This is a genomic window from Streptomyces sp. NPDC002156, from assembly GCF_053593675.1.
In genome coordinates this window covers 15,825-32,060 of the sequence record NZ_JBSFDA010000057.1, presented here as the reverse complement: position 1 = coordinate 32,060, position 16,236 = coordinate 15,825, and the positions used below count along the sequence as shown (strand labels likewise).

The following is a 16,236-nucleotide window of genomic DNA, read 5'->3' as shown; positions in this document are numbered from 1 at the left end:
TGGTGGTTCGGTGGTTTTTTGGCCGCCGGGCCGGTGGGGGCTTGTCGCGCAGTTCCCCGCGCCCCTTAAAAGCGCCGGGCGCACCCGTGTTCATCAGGAGAGGTAAGTAGCGGTCCGTCAGGGTTCTTCAGTTGTTCTTCCCCAGGCCCTGGCGGATCGCGAACTCCACCGCCGAGTAGTTCTCGTCCTTGCGGTTCAGGTCGTACTGCACCGTCGGGTGCAGTGGGGGCTGGGCCATGAAGCGGGGGCGGGTGCCGTGGTGGGGCTGGGCCGCGTGGACCAGGAAGGGGTGGCAGAGGTAGACGTCGCCGGGGCTGCCGGTGGCGTGTACGAGCGGGCGGTGTGCGGAGGCCTCGACCAGGTCCGGGGCTATCTTCAGGCCCGAGACACCCTCCTCGCCGTACGGCTCCAGGAGAGGTGGTACGTCCAGATGGGAGCCGACCCGGATGCGTGTCGGGGCGTCCTGCTCGCCGACCTCGCTGAACAGGAACAGCATCAGCAGGGACCGGTCCCGGGAGCGGACGTTCGTATACGGCCAGTCGGCGCCCTCGACGGCGTAGCTCCCCTCGATGTGCCAGCCCGCGTCGTCCGGTTCCTCCTCGTGCGGGAAGCGCAGCGGGAAGCTGCCCAGGGAGTAGCGCGACGCCCAGCGGCCCTCGCCCACCAGCGTGTCGAACGCCTCATGCAGCACAGGGGTGTTGACCGCGGCGGCGAACGGGCCCTGCGCCATGTCCGACACCCAGTGCACGGGCTTCGTCCAGGTGCCGGGGTCGTCCGGATCGCACCCCGTCTCCCGCCACAACAGCCGTGCGCAGTGCTCCGCGACACGCGGCGGGAAGGCGCCCTCGATCTTCACGAACCCGTCTTCGAGGAAGCGCTCCACAAGCCTGTCGTCCATGTGCACATCGTGGGGGAGAGCGGCGGGCCCGCGCATCCGGTTTTTGCTGTGCGCGTTCGAGGAGGTCGTCCCGGTTTGCCGTATCGGCAACAGAACTGGCCTGGTCGGCGGGGTCGGAGCAGGCTGGTGGCAACGACGACGGGAGGCCCGTAGACCATGGCCCATCAGCACCGGCACGAGCACACACACGAGCGCACGCACGAGCACGCCCAGGCACACAACCACGGCGACATCGACTTCGCCAAGATGATCCCCATGCTGGAGGGGCAGGCCCAGCTGTTCGCCCCGCTCTACGCCGACGCGCTTGCCTGGCTGTCCCGGCAGCAGCCCGAACCAGGGCTGATCGTGGACGCGGGCAGCGGCCCCGGCATCATCTCGGGCTTCTTCGCGGAGGCGTTCCCCGAGGCGCGCATCGTCGCGGCGGACAGTTCGGCGGCGCTGCTTGAGCGCGCCCGCGAGAACGCCGAACGCCTCGGCAACACCGACCGCTTCAGCACCATCGAGGCCGAACTCCCGGACGGACTCGGCGAGTTGGAGTACCCCGCCGACCTGGTGTGGTCGAGCCGTGTCGTCCACCACGTCGGCGACCAGCGGGCCGCGCTCACCGCGCTCGCGGCCGTCCTCGCGCCGGGCGGCACACTCGCCGTCATGGAGGGCGGCCTCCCGGAGCGGAACCTGCCGCGCGACCTCGGCTTCGGGCGCCCCGGACTGGAGACGCGTCTCGACCTGATCGAGCAGACCTGGTTCACCGAGATGCGTACGACGCTTCCCGGCCATGTCCGCGAGACCGAGGACTGGCCGGCCCTGCTCACCACCGCTGGTCTGCGCCCCTCCGGCACCCGCACCTTCCTCCTCGACCTCCCCGCCCCGCTCACCGACGAGGCCCGCGCCCACGTGATCGACGTCTTCGACCGGCGCCGCACGATGTTCGGGGACGAACTCGACGCCGAGGACCGCGCCACGCTCGACCGCCTGCTCGACCCCGACGACAAGGCGGGCCTGCACCACCGCCCCGACCTCTTCGTCCTGTCCGCGCTCACGCTGTACACGGGCACCAAGCCGGAGGACTAGGACAAGCCCTTCCCGCCCCGAACCTCCTTGACTTGGAGAGCGCTTCAAGTGATGGACTCTCCGCCGTTCACGACACTCGTACGGCACACAGGGGGAACCATGTCCGAAGCACCCGTCGCGCTCATCACCGGTGGCGGCAGCGGTATCGGTGCCGCCGTCGCGCGGCAGTTGCTGGGCGCCGGTCACCGGGTCGTCGTCACCGGCCGGGGCGAGGAGCGGCTGCGCGGCTTCGCCGAGGAACTCGGCCGCCCGGCGGGGTTGTTGACGATCGCCGGGAACGCGGCCGAGTACGACGACGTGCGCGGCGCCGTCGAGACGGCACTCAAGGAGTTCGGGCGGCTGGACACGGTCGTCGCCAACGCCGGGTTCGCCACCCACGACACCGTCGCCGAAGGTGACCCGGCCGGCTGGACCGAGATGGTGCTGACCAACGTGCTCGGACCCGCGCTGCTCATCAGGGCCTCGATCGACGCGCTGAAGGAGACCCGGGGCCGGATCGTGCTGATCGGCAGCGTCGCCGGGTTCATCCACGGGCCGGGCAACATCTACGGGGCGACCAAGTGGGCGGTGACCGGCCTGGCGGAGAACACCCGACGTCAGGTCACGGAGTTCGGCGTCGGCGTGACGCTGGTGGCCCCCGGGCGCGTCGAAACCCCGTTCTGGGACAGCTACGGCAGCCTCCCGCCGGGGCACCTGCTGACGGCCGACCAGCTGGCCGACTCGATCGTCTGGGCGATCAGGCAGCCGGAGGGCGTCGACGTCAACACCATGGTCGTACGGCCGATCGGGCAGCCCGTCTGACCGTCGCCCGATCGGCCGGGAGTCGATCAACCGCCCTGCGGGGAACGGCAATTGCCTGGGATGCTAAGAACGTCCAGGCAGTTCCTCGTGGCACGGAGGCCGCACATGCTCACGACCGACCAGGTACCGGGCGCGCCGAACTGGGTCGAGCTGCGCACGCCGGACGTGCGGGCGGCGAGCGAGTTCTACGCGGCCCTGTTCGGCTGGGAGCGGGACGCGGAGGTGTTCCGGCTCGACGGGACGGCGGTGGCCGGTGTGCGTGAGGCCGAGGCGGCGGCGGGTAGTTGGGTGCTCTCGTTCCACACGCGGGTCGCGGAGGCGGCGGCCGGGTCGGTGACGGCGGCCGGTGGCGAACGGGCGGAGGACGCCGATGCCGACACCGGCGTTCTGTACGTCACCGACCCCGCCGGCGTCCGTTTCGGCCTCCGTGAGCCCGGGCCGGCCCCGGTTCTCGGCCTCGTGGACGCCCCCGGCGCCCTGTGGTGGACGCAGTACTACACCATGGACGTACCGGGGGCGAAGGCCTTCTACCAGGCGGTGTTCGCGTGGGACGGCATGGATGTCGTCCTGGAACGCGGCGCCGCCTGCACCATCCTCTCGCCCGCCGGCAAGGGGCTGGCGGGAGCCCAGGGCGCCCTGATGACGACACCGGCCGAGGCCCTCGGGCGCACACCGCCCGCGAGCTGGTTCGAGCCGGGGGCGCGCTGGCTGCCGTACTTCACGGTCCATGACTGCGACACGACCGTCGACGCGGCGCTCGCGCGGGGCGCCACGCTCGTCTACCCGGCCGAGACCCAGCAGGCGATCGGCCGCCAGGCGACGCTCCTCGACCCGTGGGGCGCCGCGTTCGCGGTGAACGCGGGCGCCGCCTAGCCCCGGGAAGCCGTCCGAAGGATCAGCCGGACTCGAAGGTCGCCGGGTCCGGGCCCAGTCGCCGGTCCTCGTTCAGCGCGCTGATCGCCGCGAGGTCCTCCGTGTCCAGGCTGAAGTCGAAGACCTCGATGTTCTCCTTGATCCTGGACGGCGTCACGGACTTGGGGATCACCACATTGCCCAGCTGGAGGTGCCAGCGCAGCACGATCTGGGCGGGCGTACGCCCGTGCTTCTGGGCGATGGCCACGATCGCGGGGACCTCCAGCAGACCCCTGCCGGAGCCGAGCGGGGACCAGGCCTCCGTGGCGATGCCCTGCTCCGCGTGGTACTCACGGGCCGCGTGCTGCTGGAGATGCGGGTGCAGCTCGATCTGGTTGACGGCCGGGATGACCGACGTCTCGGCGAGGAGCCGATCGAGGTGCTCCGGAAGGAAGTTGGAGACACCGATGGCCCGGGCGCGGCCGTCCGCGGCGAGCTTCTCGAACGCCTTGTACGTGTCGACGAATTTGCCCTTGGCGGGCTGCGGCCAGTGGATCAGATACAGGTCGACGTACTCCAGGCCGAGCTTCTCCAGGGAGGTGTCGAAGGCGCGGAGCGTCGACTCGTACCCCTGGTCGCCGTTCCAGAGCTTGGTGGTGACGAAGAGTTCCTCGCGGGGGACTCCGGACGCGGCGACGGCCTTGCCGGTGCCCTCTTCGTTGCCGTAGATCGCGGCTGTGTCAATGCTGCGGTACCCGGTCTCCAGCGCGGTGGCGACCGCTCGCTCCGCCTCGTCGTCCGGCACCTGCCAGACGCCGAAGCCCAGCTGAGGCATCTCGACGCCGTTGTTCAGGATGATCGGGGGGACCTTGCTGCTCACGAGCTCTCGATCCTTCAGTCGTCGGAGTGATGCTCCCATCGTCAACGATCACGGGCCGTGGTGCATTCCTGTCCGGGGAATCCGTCGGAACTGACCGATGAGTCGGCGTCGGGGGAGCGAGATTGGCCGGAAATCCATCCGACGTCTTCGGTCCGGACCATTGACCCTGGAACGTCCTGCCGCGACGCTGGTTCGCGCCGACGGCTGAGTTGGTGAACTCGGTACATGGATGTGAACACTTGCGCTCGCCTGGGCAGCCGCAACCCCCCACCCCTCGTCTTTCCGCGCCAACCGAACCGTCGGAGCCGCAGAAGGCATCGGAGGGCACCGGAAAACATCGGATGAAAAGGTGACCGCCTCACCATGAGCCGACGTCTGCGGACGGCACTGACGACCCTCGCCCTCACCGCCGCCACCCTGACCGTGCTGCCCGCCGCCACCGACTCGACCATGGCCCGCTACACCCCGACTCCCCGCGAACCATCCGCGCCGCCCGCAACTCCTCGGCATCTTCCGCAAGTTGGCGGCGGGCCTGAAGAACTACCAGGACCCGGCGACCGGACGCTGGTTCCAGTTGATCGACAAGGGCGGCCAGAGCGGCAACTGGACCGAGACGTCCTGCTCCAGCATGTTCACCTACGCGCTCTCGCGCGGCGCCCGAAGTACGACTTCCACGGCCTGGGCGCCTTCCTGATCATGAACGAACAACTTCGACGGACAGACGAATCAGACGGATCGACTGTGACGAACAACTGAGAGGTGATGAGTGTCATGAGCACATCTAGAAGGACCCTGTTGGGTGCCGCCCTCGGCGGTGTCGCCGGAGCGGCCGTCGGTCTGCCGACCGCCACCACCGCCCACGCCGCCTCCTGGCAGCAGAAATGGGCCCCGTCGGCGAGCGCGAACGGCCTCGGCGCCTTCGAGACCATCGAGGACGACCGCGCCGACTCCCACACCTCCGCGAGCCCGCACATCTACGCCACCGGAAACAACTGGCGCTTCAACATGCACACCGTCGACCGCGACACCTCGACCGACCGCCAGCGCCAGGAGGTCACGGGCCTGCGCAACGGAAGCGGCAGCAACTACCTGAAGTGGACCGAGGGGCAGACCTGGCGGGTCACCTACTCGATGTACATCCCCAGCTCGCTCAAGGCGACCACCACCTTCACCCACATCATGCAGATGAAGCAGCCGGGCAGCGGCACCTCGCCGCTCGTCGTGCAGTCGCTGCGCCGGGTGAACGGCGTGCAGACCATCGAACTCAAGCTGGCCATCGACAACATCCTGATCGGCCGTACGAACCTGGAGCCGCTGCACAACAAATGGACCGACGTCGACTTCCAGATCAAGGTCGGCAACGGCTCGGCGGGCACGGTCCGTTGGATCCTCACGTCGGGCGGATCGACGGTGATCGACGCCTCGAAGACCGGCGTCGACACCTTCCTGGCCGACCGGCTGCGCCCGAAGTGGGGCATCTACCGCTCCCTCGGCGACACCTCCGGCTCCCTCCAGGACACCTACCTGCTGCTCACCAACCTCCGCGGCTACCAACTCGTCTGAGGAGCCGTCACATGCCACCACCCCCCACGCTCCGAACCCGTGGCGCGGCGACGATCGTCCTGCTGGTCCTCACCGTCGTGCTCGGTCTGACCAACCCCTCGACCGCTCTCACAGCCCCGCGACAACCCGCTGCCACCTCCGCCGGCGACAAGGCCGTTGCGGCCGGGCCCCGCGATCTGGAGAACCCCCGCCAGGTGTTCCTGCGCAACTCCGTCGGCGGCCTCTTCCTGCACTGGGGTCTGCGCACCGCGCCCGCCCACACCGACTGCACCGCCTGGGAGAACGACGTCACCAACGGAGGCTGGACGCCCGACTACTGGGTGAAAGAGGCGCAGAAGCTGCACACCCAGTACCTCGTCCTCGCCAGCTTCCACAGCCGCCTCGGCTACGCCCGTGCCTGGCCGTCGGACATCCCCGGATCCTGCTCCACCGAACGGGACTTCCTCGGCGAGCTGATCACCGCGGCCAAGTCCAAGGGCCTGAAGGTCATCCTCTACATGACCGACGACCCCCAGTGGCACGCCGAGGGCGGACACGAGTGGCTCGACTCGGCCTCCTACTCCGCCTACAAGGGCACGGACGTCGACCTGACCACCCGCGAGGGCTTCGGGCAGTACAGCTACGACAACTTCTTCGAGGTCATGGACCGCTACCCCGACCTCGGCGGCTTCTGGATCGACAACGACAACGCGTACTGGGAGAGCCACGACCTCTATCGGCAGATCTACGAGAAGCGCCCGCACTACACGCTCAGCAACAACAACGAAGACACGCCGATCATGGACATGGTCAGCAATGAGCAGAAGACAGGAATGACCCCGGCCTACGACTATCCGCAGGCCGTCTACACCGCCCAACCCCGCCTGACCGAGGCCGACTTCAAGCTGCCCTCGACCGGAGCCTGGTGGCACGACGGCTCCGATCCGGCCGTCGACAGAAAACTCACCCTGGGCCGCCTGATCACCAACGCGGGCTCCTCGGTGAAGGCCCTGATGGCCGAAACAGCTCAGGTCAACGGCAGGTTCCCGGCGAACCAGGCCGCCTTCAACGACTTCGCCGACTCCTATCTGGACTCCATCCGGCAGTCCCTGCACGGCACCGAGGGCGGCGGCTACATGTACGGCGGCCTCAAGCCCGGCTTCTGGAACGACGGCGCGCACGGCGTCACGACGATCAGCAGGGCCAACCCCGACCGGCAGTACGTCCATGTCCTGACCCCGCCCAGCACCAGCACCCTGCGCATCCGCGACAACGGCTACCGCATCGCCTCGGTCACCAACCTCCGTACCGGAGCGGCCATTTCGTGGTCCCAGTCCGGTGGCGTGCTCACCCTGACCGGGCTCGGCGACTGGGATCCGTACGACACCGTCTTCAAGGTCACCACGGCCGGCCGCCAGGGCATCCTGACCGGCGTCACGACCACCGCGAGCGCCTCGACGAGCGGTCACGCCGGATCGGCCGCCGCCGACGGCGACCACCTCACCTACTGGGACAGCGACAAGACCCTGCCCGTCGACCTGACCTTCGATCTCGGCTCGGTGAAGCGGGTGCGGTACATCGGGCTCAACCAGCGCGAGGACTCCGTCGCCTACGCCCGCTCCGCCACCGAGCAGTCCGCGCGGATCAAGGACTACAAGGTCTACCTGAGCGCCGACGGCTCGAACTGGGGGAGTCCGGTCAAGACCGGGCAGCTCCCAAGTCACCGTGGAATCCAGGTCATCGACCTCACCGCGGCCAACGCCCGGTACGTCCGCCTGGAGATCGACTCCACCTGGGCCGCGGCCACCGACACCACCCGTTACCAGCGGCTGCGGATCGACGAGGCCTGGATCGGCAGGGCGTACGCGACGCCGGCGGCCCGGCAGCCGCACAACCGCCAGGCGGGGGTGGACATCACCTAGGGACGGAAAGGGGTCAGGCCCGGTACAGGGCCTCGACCTCCTTCGCGTACGCGTTCTCGATCGCCTTGCGCTTCAGCTTCAGGGACGGCGTCAGCAGACCGTGTTCCTCGGTGAACGGCTGGGCCAGGATGCGGAAGGTGCGGATCGACTCGGCCTTGGAGACAAGGGTGTTCGCGGCGACCACCGCGCGCCGCACCTCCTTCTCCAGGTCCGGGTCGCGCACCAGTTCCGTCGGCGTCAGCTGGGGCTTGTCGCGCATCGTGAGCCAGTGCTCGACCGCCTCCTGGTCCAGGGTGACCAGGGCCGCGATGTACGGGCGGTCGTTGCCGACCAGGATGCACTGGGCGACGAGAGGGTGGTCCCGGACGCGTTCCTCCAGGGCCCCGGGGGAGACGCTCTTGCCGCCCGAGGTCACCAGGATCTCCTTCTTGCGGCCGGTGATCGTGAGGAAGCCGTCGTCGTCGAGGGAGCCCAGGTCACCGGTGGCGAGCCAGCCGTCGTGCAGGGTCGCGTCCGTCGCCTTCTGGTTGTTCAGATAGCCCTGGAAGACGTTGTCGCCGCGCAGCCAGATCTCGCCGTCGTCCGCGATGTGCACGGTCATGCCCGGAATGGCCTGGCCGACCGTGCCGTAGCGGGTGCGCTCGGGCGGGTTCGCGGTGGCCGCGGCCGTCGTCTCCGTGAGGCCGTAACCCTCGTAGATGTGGACGCCCGCGCCCGCGAAGAAGAGCCCGAGCCGCCGGTCCATTCCCGAACCGCCCGTCATGGCGTGGCGAACGCGCCCGCCCATCGCGGCCCGGATCTTCGAGTACACGAGCTTCTCGAAGAGCTGGTGCTGCATCCGCAGGCCCGCCGACGGGCCGGGGCCCAGGTCCCAGGCCTTCTCCTCCACGGCCTCCGCGTAGCGCACGGCGACCTCGACGGCCTTCTCGAAGGGGCCCGACTTGCCCTCCCGCTCGGCCTTGCGGCGGGCCGCGTTGAAGACCTTCTCGAAGATGTACGGCACCCCGAGGAAGAAGGTGGGTTTGAAGGCGGCGAGGTCGGGCAACAGGGCCGCCGCGTTCAGCTGCGGCTGATGGCCGAAACGCACCCCACCGCGGATCGCGGCCACCTGCACCATCCGGCCGAAGACATGCGCGAGGGGGAGAAAGAGGAGCGTCGCCGCCTCGTCGCCCTTCCTGGAGTGGAACACCGGCTCCCAGCGCTCGATGACCGTGTCCGCCTCGAACATGAAGTTGGCGTGGGTGATCACACAGCCCTTGGGGCGGCCCGTGGTGCCGGAGGTGTAGATGATCGTCGCCGTCGAATCGGGTGTGACCGCGAGGCGTTGCCGGTGCACCATCTCGTCGTCGAGGTGCGCTCCGGCCTCGTACAGCTCCTGCACGGCGCCCACGTCGAGCTGCCACAGCTGGCGCAGCTGGGGGAGGCGGTCGATGACCGTGGCGATGGTCATCGCGTGGTCCTCGTGCTCCACCATCGCCGCCGTCACCTCGGCGTCGTACAGCATCCAGAAGACCTGCTCGGCGGAGGACGTCGGATAGACGGGCACCACCTGCGCGCCGATCGTCCAGAGCGCGTAGTCGAAGAGCGTCCACTCGTAGCGTGTACGGGACATGATCGCGACGCGGTCCCCGAACCGGATGCCCTGGGCGAGCAGGCCCTTGGCGAGGGCGAGGACCTCGTCGCGGAACTCGCCCGCGGTCACGTCCCGCCACTGGCCGGCCTCGTCCTTGCGACCGAGCGCGACCCGGAGGGGGTCCTCCTGGGCATGCTCGTAGACCACGTCGGCCAGTCCGCCCACGGGCGGCGCCAACGCCAACGGAGGGTTGGTGAATTCGCGCAAACCCGCTCCTAGTGACGCTCCGGCTCGGCGCGGTGAAAGCTACCTCACAGCCCTGTGCCGCGGGAGGGGGTGCCAAACCGAGCGGTGTTCAGCTTCGACGCCGCCACCGGGCGGAAAATACGTCTGTATGGGTAGGGGACGGACAGAATTTCTTACGTCGAAGTAAGTTCCGGTCCCGTAATCTCCACCGAATCCGACCGAGCCGATCACCGCCCGTACCAGGCCTCTTGGGACGCTCTTTAAGGTTCCAGGGGCACTTCGGGCGACCGCTTCGCCCTCTCTGTCTGCGCCCCGGACGCCGTTTTTGTCACACCTGGATCGCACCTGGATCCAGACTGTCGCGGCTAACGCCGGTGCAGCCGGTCCCCGCTCGTGAGGATCGCCGCCGCCAGCGCGTCCGCCGCGCTCTGGGCCGACGTACGACGACGGCCGTGGACCAGGACGAAGTCGACGCGCCCCAGCTCCGGCAGCCCGAAGCGGTCGGGTACGCGGACCAGGCCGGGCGGGATCAGTCCGCGTGAGTGGGCCATCACACCGAGGCCCGCCCGGGCCGCCGCGATCAGCCCGTTGAGGCTGCCGCTGGTGCAGGCGACGCGCCAGGCCCGGCCCTGCTGCTCCAGCGCCTCCATGGCGAGGGCGCGGGTGATGCCCGGCGGCGGGTACACGATCAGCGGCACCGGGCGGTCGGGGTCCAGCCGGAGCCGTTCCGCGCCGATCCACACCAGCTCGTCGTGCCACACCGGCTCGCCGCGCGGATCCTCCGGGCGCCGCTTGGCCAGCACGAGGTCCAGCTTTCCGGCCGCCAGCTGCTCGTGCAGGGTGCCCGACAGCTCCACGGTCAGCTCCAGATCGACCTCGGGATGGTCGTACCGGAAGCCCTCCAGGATCTCCGGCAGCCGGGTCAGCACGAAGTCCTCCGACGCGCCGAACCGCAGCCGGCCGCGCAGCCGCGTACCCGTGAAGAACGCCGTCGCCTGCTCGTGCACGTCCAGGATCCGGCGGGCGAAACCGAGCATCGCCTCGCCGTCCTCGGTCAGCTCCACGGAGTGCGTGTCCCGGGTGAACAGCTGCCGTCCGGTCGCGTCCTCCAGGCGCCGCACATGCTGGCTGACCGTCGACTGACGCAGCCCGAGCCGCCGGGCGGCCTGCGTGAAACTGAGCGTCTGGGCCACGGTCAGAAAGGTCCGCAGATGAGAGGGGTCGTACACACCCTCCACGCTAGCGCGTCATCGCGAAACGTGATGACAGTCAGAGCGGTGTACGGGATTCCCGATCACGAACCGGAGGAGGACGATGGAAAGGGCACGACCGTCCCTGAACCTGACGTCCCTGTCCCCGAGTAGTGGAGCACCGTGAAACGCCTGAAGTGGCCGAGCTGGATGCCGATCGACCCCTACATCCTGCTGTTGCTCGGGACGGTGGGCCTCGCGGCGCTCCTCCCGGCGCGCGGGACGGGCGCCGACGTCGCATCCGGTGCCTCCACGGCCGCCATCGCCTTCCTCTTCTTCCTCTACGGCGCCCGCCTCTCCACCCGCGAGGCGCTGGAGGGGCTGAAGCACTGGCGGCTGCACGTCACGGTCCTCGCCTGTACGTTCGTCGTCTTCCCGCTGCTCGGCCTCGCCGCCCGTGGACTCGAACCGGTGTTCCTGACCCACGACCTCTACACCGGCCTGCTCTTCCTCACCCTCGTACCGTCCACGATCCAGTCGTCCATAGCCTTCACCTCGATGGCCCGGGGCAATGTGCCCGCCGCGATCTGCGCGGGTTCCTTCTCCTCCCTCGTCGGCATCGTCGTCACGCCGCTGCTCGCGGCCACCCTGCTCGGCAGCACCGGCGGCGGCTTCTCGCTCGACTCGCTCCTGGAGATCGTGCTGCAGCTGCTGGTCCCGTTCGTCGCCGGGCAGCTGCTCCGGCGGTGGATCGGCGCGTTCATCACCCGGCACAAGAAGGTGCTCGGGCTGGTCGACCGGGGCTCGATCCTCCTCGTCGTCTACACCGCGTTCAGCGAGGGCATGGTCGAGGGCATCTGGCACCAGGTCAGTCCGGCGCGGCTCGCCGGACTGCTGGTCGTCGAGGCCGTACTGCTCGCGGTGATGCTGACGCTCACCTGGTACGGCGGCAAGGCGCTCCGCTTCAACCGCGAGGACCGGATCGCGATCCAGTTCGCCGGCTCCAAGAAGTCCCTGGCGGCCGGACTCCCCATGGCGAGCGTCCTGTTCGGCCCCCAGGCCTCACTGGCCGTACTGCCCCTGATGCTCTTCCATCAGATGCAACTGATGGTCTGCGCGGTGATAGCCAAACGCCGCGCCCACGACCCGGTGGCCGCAGAGCCGGACCTGGCGGCAGAGCCCCGCATACCGGCTGGGCCGCGGACCGGCGTGCCCCGATAGGGGCGCGGGGCTGTATCGATCTGCGGCTCCGCCGCGTGAGCGCGACAAGCCCCCACCGGCCCGCGGCCGACGAACCGCCTACCGCCCGGAGCGACCCGCGGTCACCTGATCCAATGGCAGCCAAAGCACCGTATCGCTAGTGGCCGCACCCGGATCCACCGTCGCGGTCATGGCCGCGGCGGACAGCTCCGCCGTGCCCAACGCCCGGTCCCACACCCGGACATCGTCGATCGCACCACTGAAGTGCTGCAGACTGTCCATCCGTTCCCCGACATGCACCCCGAACGCCGAGTTGCGGCTCACAGAACCGGTCACGTCCGCCACACTCACCGCCGTACCGTCGACGAAGAGCGTGAACTGGCCACCGCCGCGACGCAGAGCGGCAAAGTGCCACTGCCCGTCGTTGTAGGTGCCCACGGAGGTCGCCGACGCCGTCCTGACCGCCGACGCGCCGTCCCGGACGGTCATCAGCCCCCGGACACGGTTGCTCGCGGGCTCGGCGCGCAGCCAGACCTGCGGCTGGGTGGAGCCGACCCCGCCCATCCACAGCAGCGGCCGGTCGCCCGTCGTCGCCGTGGTCCGGAACCAGAGGGCCACCGTGAAGTCCTTCGTGCCGAGCGGCAGCCGGTTGCTGTACGGGAGGCGTACGGCGTCGTCCACGCCGTCGAACTCCAGTGCGCCGCCGCCGAACACACCGTCGGTCCGCGCGGCGCCGCCGAGGACGGCGGCCGGACGGGCGCCCGGGGCCAGGTCACGGGTGGTCGGATCCGGGCCGCGCGCCGGGGTCAGCCAGTCCTCGGAGAAGCGGGCGAAGCGGATCTCGTCGCGGGCGTCGACGGTGCCGCCCTCGTACAGCAGGCCCGCCATCGTGTTGTCGATCTTCACCAGATCGGAGTAGCCCGACCAGTCCCGGGTGACGACCGTGCCCCGGTCCACGCTGTCCCAGGTGCGCCCGCCGTCGTACGACGAGCGGATCATCATCGTCCGGCGCCGGTCGGGATCGCCCGGGCAGGCCAGCAGTACGCGGGCGCCGAAGTCGACGGTGGAGCACTGGACCTGGGGCGCGTAGAGGTCAGGGAGCGCGTGGAACGGGGTTTGGAAGCTGCTGCCGCCGTCGGCGCTGAAGGCCTGGGTGCGGTGTCCGAGATCGGTACCGTCCTGTTCGCGCCCGCTGACCAGGATCACCCCGTCCTGGCGCTCGGTGAGCGTCACCTCGGACGGTTTCTGCCGGAAGGTGCCGTCCGTCGCGATCGGCCAGGTGTCGGTCGCGCCGACCTTCCAGTGGTCGCCGCCGTCGTCGCTGATGATCAGCGCGGCGTGGTTGGCGCTGATCCGGCTGCCGTCCCACGTCTCGGTGTTGACGCCGAAGACGAGCCGGCCCGCGTGCGCCCCCCGGGTGAGCTGGATGCCGTGCACGGGGCCCGTCGCGTACCAGGAGTTCCACTCGGGTGGCATGATCTCGGCGCTGAGGTCGCGCGGCTCGGACCAGGTCAGTCCGTCGTCGTCGCTGTACTGCAGATGGGGGCTGCGGTCGCAGGGCACCGGGCAGTTGCCGCCGCCCCGGCCCGTGTTCCAGGTCTCCGCGAGGAGGATGCGGCCGGTCTCCCGGTCCACGATCGGCGCCGGGTTGCCGTGGGTGTCGACCCCGCCGTCGTCCACGACCTGGAGCGGGCCCCAGGTGACCCCGTCGTCGGTGGACCGCTTGACGACGATGTCGATGTCACCGGCGTCCCCGCAGTTGTCCTTCCGCCCCTCGGAGAACGCCAGCAGCGTGCCCTTCAGGGTCCGGACGACGGCCGGGATCCGGTAGCAGGCGTAGCCGGGGTCCTGGGAGGCCCGGAAGAGCACCTGCTGCTCGAACGTGGCCGTCGGGGTGGACTGTTCGGCGCCCGCGGGGCTCGGCAGTGCGAACAGCAGAGCGGCCGTGGTGAACACGGCCGTGAGGGTGGATCTGAGACGTGCGCGAAGACTTGACGGCATGTGCGGCCCTGCCCTTCAACGTCTGGACTTCATGCGTCTGGACTTCAGAGTTCGGAACGTGAGTCGGTGATTTCAGAGGTCTGGACATCTGAACAACAGGGCATCCGGAAATCCGGACAACCTACGTCCAACTTGCGCGCACCAGACGGTAGTTGGCTGCTCAGCTGCCCCACAAGAACCGCGTGACGCGGTATCAGGACAACCTTGCTATTCGGCCGGGCAGGGCCACGCCGTCGACATCGACCACACCGCACCTCGACACCGCACCTCCGTGAGAACCGTTGGGAGTCCCAACGATAAACATATAACCGTTGGGAGGTCCAATGATTATTCGCTAGGCTTTTCTTATGTCTGCCGAACTTCGTTCGATACGCGTCCTCCCCAGCTGGATCCTGGGGAGGGCAGCCGACCGCGGGCGGGCGCTGGTCGCCGCCGCGCTGGCCCGTGAAGGGCTGAAGATGTGGCATCACGTGGTGCTCTCCGCCGTCGCGGAGCTGGGCCCGGTCGCGCAGGCCGAACTGGTGCGCGGGGTGGGGCTCGACGCCAAGGACATGGTCGGCGTGCTCAACGACCTCCAGGACGCCGGACTGGTCGTCCGCGCACCCGACCCGCACGACCGGCGCAAGAACGCGGTGACGCTCACCGCGGACGGACGACGGCTGCTGGCCCGCTGCGAACGGGCCGCGCGCAAGGCCAACGACGAGCTGCTGGCGCCGCTCACCGTCGTGGAACGCGAACTGTTGACGTCCCTGCTCACCCGGGTCTCGGGCGCCGGGTAGCGGCGGACCGGTGGTAGAGGCGGGGCCCCAGCGGCGCAGGGGGCGCTCCCCGCCGTTCGGGGCCCCGCCGCCGTGCCGCGGGGAAGCCGGTCAGCCCTGGCGGCCGGTCAGCCCTGGGAGGCCGCGGCCGTCAGGGCGATACGGTCCTCGCCCGCGTACACGTTCATGTTGGAGCCCCGGAGGAACCCCACCAGCGTCAGCCCCGACTCGGCCGCCAGGTCGACGGCGAGCGACGAGGGCGCCGAGACGGCCGCCAGCACCGGAATCCCGGCCATGACCGCCTTCTGCGCCAGCTCGAACGAGGCCCGCCCCGAGACCAGCAGGATCGTCCGGGACAGCGGCAGCCGGCCGTTCTGCAGCGCCCGCCCGACCAGTTTGTCGACCGCGTTGTGCCGGCCGACGTCCTCACGGATGTCGAGCAGCTCGCCCTCCTCCGTGAACAGGGCCGCCGCGTGCAGGCCCCCGGTCCGGTCGAACACCCGTTGGGACGCGCGGAGCCGGTCGGGGAGGCTCGCGAGCAGTTCGGGTGCCAGCCGGACCGGGGGAGCGCCGGCGCCGTCGTCGATGGGCCAGCGGGCCGTCGTACGGACGGCGTCCAGACTGGCCTTGCCGCACAGTCCGCACGAGGACGTCGTGTACACGTTCCGCTCCAGCGTGATGTCGGGCAGCACCACGTCCGGAGCCGTCCGCACATCGACCACGTTGTACGTGTTCGAGCCGTCCTCCGTGGCGCCCGCGCAGTACACGATGTTCTGGAGTTCGCGCCCCTCGGCGAGCACGCCCTCGCTCACCAGGAAGCCGGCGGCGAGCGCGAAGTCGTCGCCCGGTGTCCGCATGGTGATGGCGATCGGCTTGCCGTTCAGCCGGATCTCCATGGGTTCCTCGGCGACGAGGGTGTCCGGACGGGCGGAGACCGCGCCGTCCCGGATGCGGATCACCTTGCGTCGTTCCGTGACTCGTCCCATGTCCTTGATCAGCCCCGGTTCTGTACGTGCTGGTGGGTGGCCTTCACGGTCTCATTGTCCTGCACGGGCGAGGAACAATGTGCGGCGAATATTGTCTACAGTATGGTAGTTGCCTCGACAAGGGGTGCGGCAAGAGGTGTGACACGGGTCGGACGGGCCGCGCGAGGTGTCCGTGGCTCGGAAGCGGTGTTCGGCGCTGCCCCGGCGATGCCGTTCGTCCGGTCCGAACGACCGTTCGGCGCACCCCGGATACCGCTCACCGCATACGGTCGGCGAGTTCGACGGGCCGTCTTCCCAACCATGCGGCCGGTTCCTA

At 69.4% G+C, this 16,236-nt stretch carries 13 protein-coding genes and 1 pseudogene; 8 read left to right on the top strand and 6 right to left on the bottom strand.

Annotation, left to right across the window (positions count from 1 at the left end; all coding sequences use genetic code 11):
• Positions 1-127 precede the first annotated feature (127 nt).
• A complete protein-coding gene (locus ACWCRB_RS23285) occupies positions 128-898 on the bottom strand; it encodes a phytanoyl-CoA dioxygenase family protein (RefSeq protein ID WP_450997870.1) in 771 nt (256 codons plus the stop codon).
• A gap of 156 nt (positions 899-1,054) precedes the next feature.
• Here ACWCRB_RS23285 and ACWCRB_RS23280 point away from each other — a divergent pair, with 156 nt between their 5' ends.
• From ACWCRB_RS23280 to ACWCRB_RS23270, 3 genes are all read left to right on the top strand, one after another.
• Positions 1,055-1,969, top strand: coding sequence for a class I SAM-dependent methyltransferase (locus ACWCRB_RS23280; RefSeq protein ID WP_450997869.1), 915 nt, complete (start codon positions 1,055-1,057; stop codon positions 1,967-1,969).
• Positions 1,970-2,068: 99 nt separating this feature from the next.
• Positions 2,069-2,770, top strand: a complete 702-nt coding sequence (locus ACWCRB_RS23275; protein WP_450997868.1) for an SDR family oxidoreductase — start codon at positions 2,069-2,071, stop codon at positions 2,768-2,770.
• Positions 2,771-2,875: 105 nt separating this feature from the next.
• Entirely contained in the window at positions 2,876-3,643 is a 768-nt protein-coding gene (locus tag ACWCRB_RS23270) for a VOC family protein (protein ID WP_450997867.1), read from the top strand.
• A gap of 22 nt (positions 3,644-3,665) precedes the next feature.
• Here the strand turns inward: ACWCRB_RS23270 and ACWCRB_RS23265 are convergent, their stop codons facing one another.
• Complete coding sequence (locus tag ACWCRB_RS23265; protein WP_450997866.1) at positions 3,666-4,502, bottom strand: aldo/keto reductase; 837 nt, start codon at positions 4,500-4,502, stop codon at positions 3,666-3,668.
• Between the two features lie 469 nt (positions 4,503-4,971).
• On the opposite strand from ACWCRB_RS23265, the pseudogene ACWCRB_RS23260 reads away from it, so the two are divergent.
• The 3 genes and pseudogenes from ACWCRB_RS23260 to ACWCRB_RS23250 all read left to right on the top strand — a co-directional run.
• Positions 4,972-5,163: pseudogene (locus tag ACWCRB_RS23260) on the top strand (glycoside hydrolase family 88 protein); the annotation flags it as partial.
• Positions 5,164-5,273: 110 nt separating this feature from the next.
• Positions 5,274-6,065: a Tat pathway signal sequence domain protein gene (locus ACWCRB_RS23255; RefSeq protein WP_450997865.1), complete on the top strand. Its 792-nt coding sequence runs from the start codon at positions 5,274-5,276 to the stop codon at positions 6,063-6,065.
• Between the two features lie 11 nt (positions 6,066-6,076).
• Positions 6,077-7,966, top strand: a complete 1,890-nt coding sequence (locus ACWCRB_RS23250; protein ID WP_450997864.1) for a discoidin domain-containing protein — start codon at positions 6,077-6,079, stop codon at positions 7,964-7,966.
• Positions 7,967-7,979: 13 nt separating this feature from the next.
• Here ACWCRB_RS23250 and ACWCRB_RS23245 read toward each other — a convergent pair whose 3' ends face one another.
• Together ACWCRB_RS23245 and ACWCRB_RS23240 are read right to left on the bottom strand one after the other, a co-directional pair.
• A complete protein-coding gene (locus ACWCRB_RS23245) occupies positions 7,980-9,806 on the bottom strand; it encodes an AMP-dependent synthetase/ligase (RefSeq protein WP_450997863.1) in 1,827 nt (608 codons plus the stop codon).
• A 344-nt stretch (positions 9,807-10,150) separates the two neighbouring features.
• Positions 10,151-11,014, bottom strand: coding sequence for a LysR substrate-binding domain-containing protein (locus ACWCRB_RS23240; RefSeq protein WP_235473832.1), 864 nt, complete (start codon positions 11,012-11,014; stop codon positions 10,151-10,153).
• 171 nt (positions 11,015-11,185) lie between these two features.
• On the opposite strand from ACWCRB_RS23240, the gene ACWCRB_RS23235 reads away from it, so the two are divergent.
• Positions 11,186-12,196 (top strand): bile acid:sodium symporter family protein, encoded by a 1,011-nt coding sequence (locus tag ACWCRB_RS23235; RefSeq protein ID WP_450997889.1) that lies wholly within the window; start codon positions 11,186-11,188, stop codon positions 12,194-12,196.
• Positions 12,197-12,274: 78 nt separating this feature from the next.
• Here the strand turns inward: ACWCRB_RS23235 and ACWCRB_RS23230 are convergent, their stop codons facing one another.
• Positions 12,275-14,176, bottom strand: coding sequence for an exo-alpha-sialidase (locus ACWCRB_RS23230; RefSeq protein WP_450997862.1), 1,902 nt, complete (start codon positions 14,174-14,176; stop codon positions 12,275-12,277).
• A 347-nt stretch (positions 14,177-14,523) separates the two neighbouring features.
• Here ACWCRB_RS23230 and ACWCRB_RS23225 point away from each other — a divergent pair, with 347 nt between their 5' ends.
• Positions 14,524-14,955: a MarR family winged helix-turn-helix transcriptional regulator gene (locus ACWCRB_RS23225; RefSeq protein WP_450997861.1), complete on the top strand. Its 432-nt coding sequence runs from the start codon at positions 14,524-14,526 to the stop codon at positions 14,953-14,955.
• A 107-nt stretch (positions 14,956-15,062) separates the two neighbouring features.
• Here ACWCRB_RS23225 and fdhD read toward each other — a convergent pair whose 3' ends face one another.
• On the bottom strand, positions 15,063-15,920 hold the full coding sequence (gene fdhD / locus ACWCRB_RS23220) for a formate dehydrogenase accessory sulfurtransferase FdhD (RefSeq protein WP_405534592.1): 858 nt from the start codon (positions 15,918-15,920) through the stop codon (positions 15,063-15,065).
• Positions 15,921-16,236: the final 316 nt, after the last annotated feature.

Bases quoted from the DNA above. Each gene is read 5' to 3' on its own strand.
- ACWCRB_RS23230 (WP_450997862.1), bottom strand. From the start codon at position 14,176: ATGCCGTCAAGTCTTCGCGCACGTCTCAGATCCACCCTCACGGCCGTG.
- ACWCRB_RS23225 (WP_450997861.1), top strand. From the start codon at position 14,524: ATGTCTGCCGAACTTCGTTCGATACGCGTCCTCCCCAGCTGGATCCTG.
- ACWCRB_RS23270 (WP_450997867.1), top strand. From the start codon at position 2,876: ATGCTCACGACCGACCAGGTACCGGGCGCGCCGAACTGGGTCGAGCTG.
- ACWCRB_RS23235 (WP_450997889.1), top strand. From the start codon at position 11,186: ATGCCGATCGACCCCTACATCCTGCTGTTGCTCGGGACGGTGGGCCTC.
- ACWCRB_RS23285 (WP_450997870.1), bottom strand. From the start codon at position 898: ATGGACGACAGGCTTGTGGAGCGCTTCCTCGAAGACGGGTTCGTGAAG.
- ACWCRB_RS23275 (WP_450997868.1), top strand. From the start codon at position 2,069: ATGTCCGAAGCACCCGTCGCGCTCATCACCGGTGGCGGCAGCGGTATC.
- ACWCRB_RS23250 (WP_450997864.1), top strand. From the start codon at position 6,077: ATGCCACCACCCCCCACGCTCCGAACCCGTGGCGCGGCGACGATCGTC.
- ACWCRB_RS23255 (WP_450997865.1), top strand. From the start codon at position 5,274: ATGAGCACATCTAGAAGGACCCTGTTGGGTGCCGCCCTCGGCGGTGTC.
- ACWCRB_RS23280 (WP_450997869.1), top strand. From the start codon at position 1,055: ATGGCCCATCAGCACCGGCACGAGCACACACACGAGCGCACGCACGAG.
- fdhD (WP_405534592.1), bottom strand. From the start codon at position 15,920: ATGGGACGAGTCACGGAACGACGCAAGGTGATCCGCATCCGGGACGGC.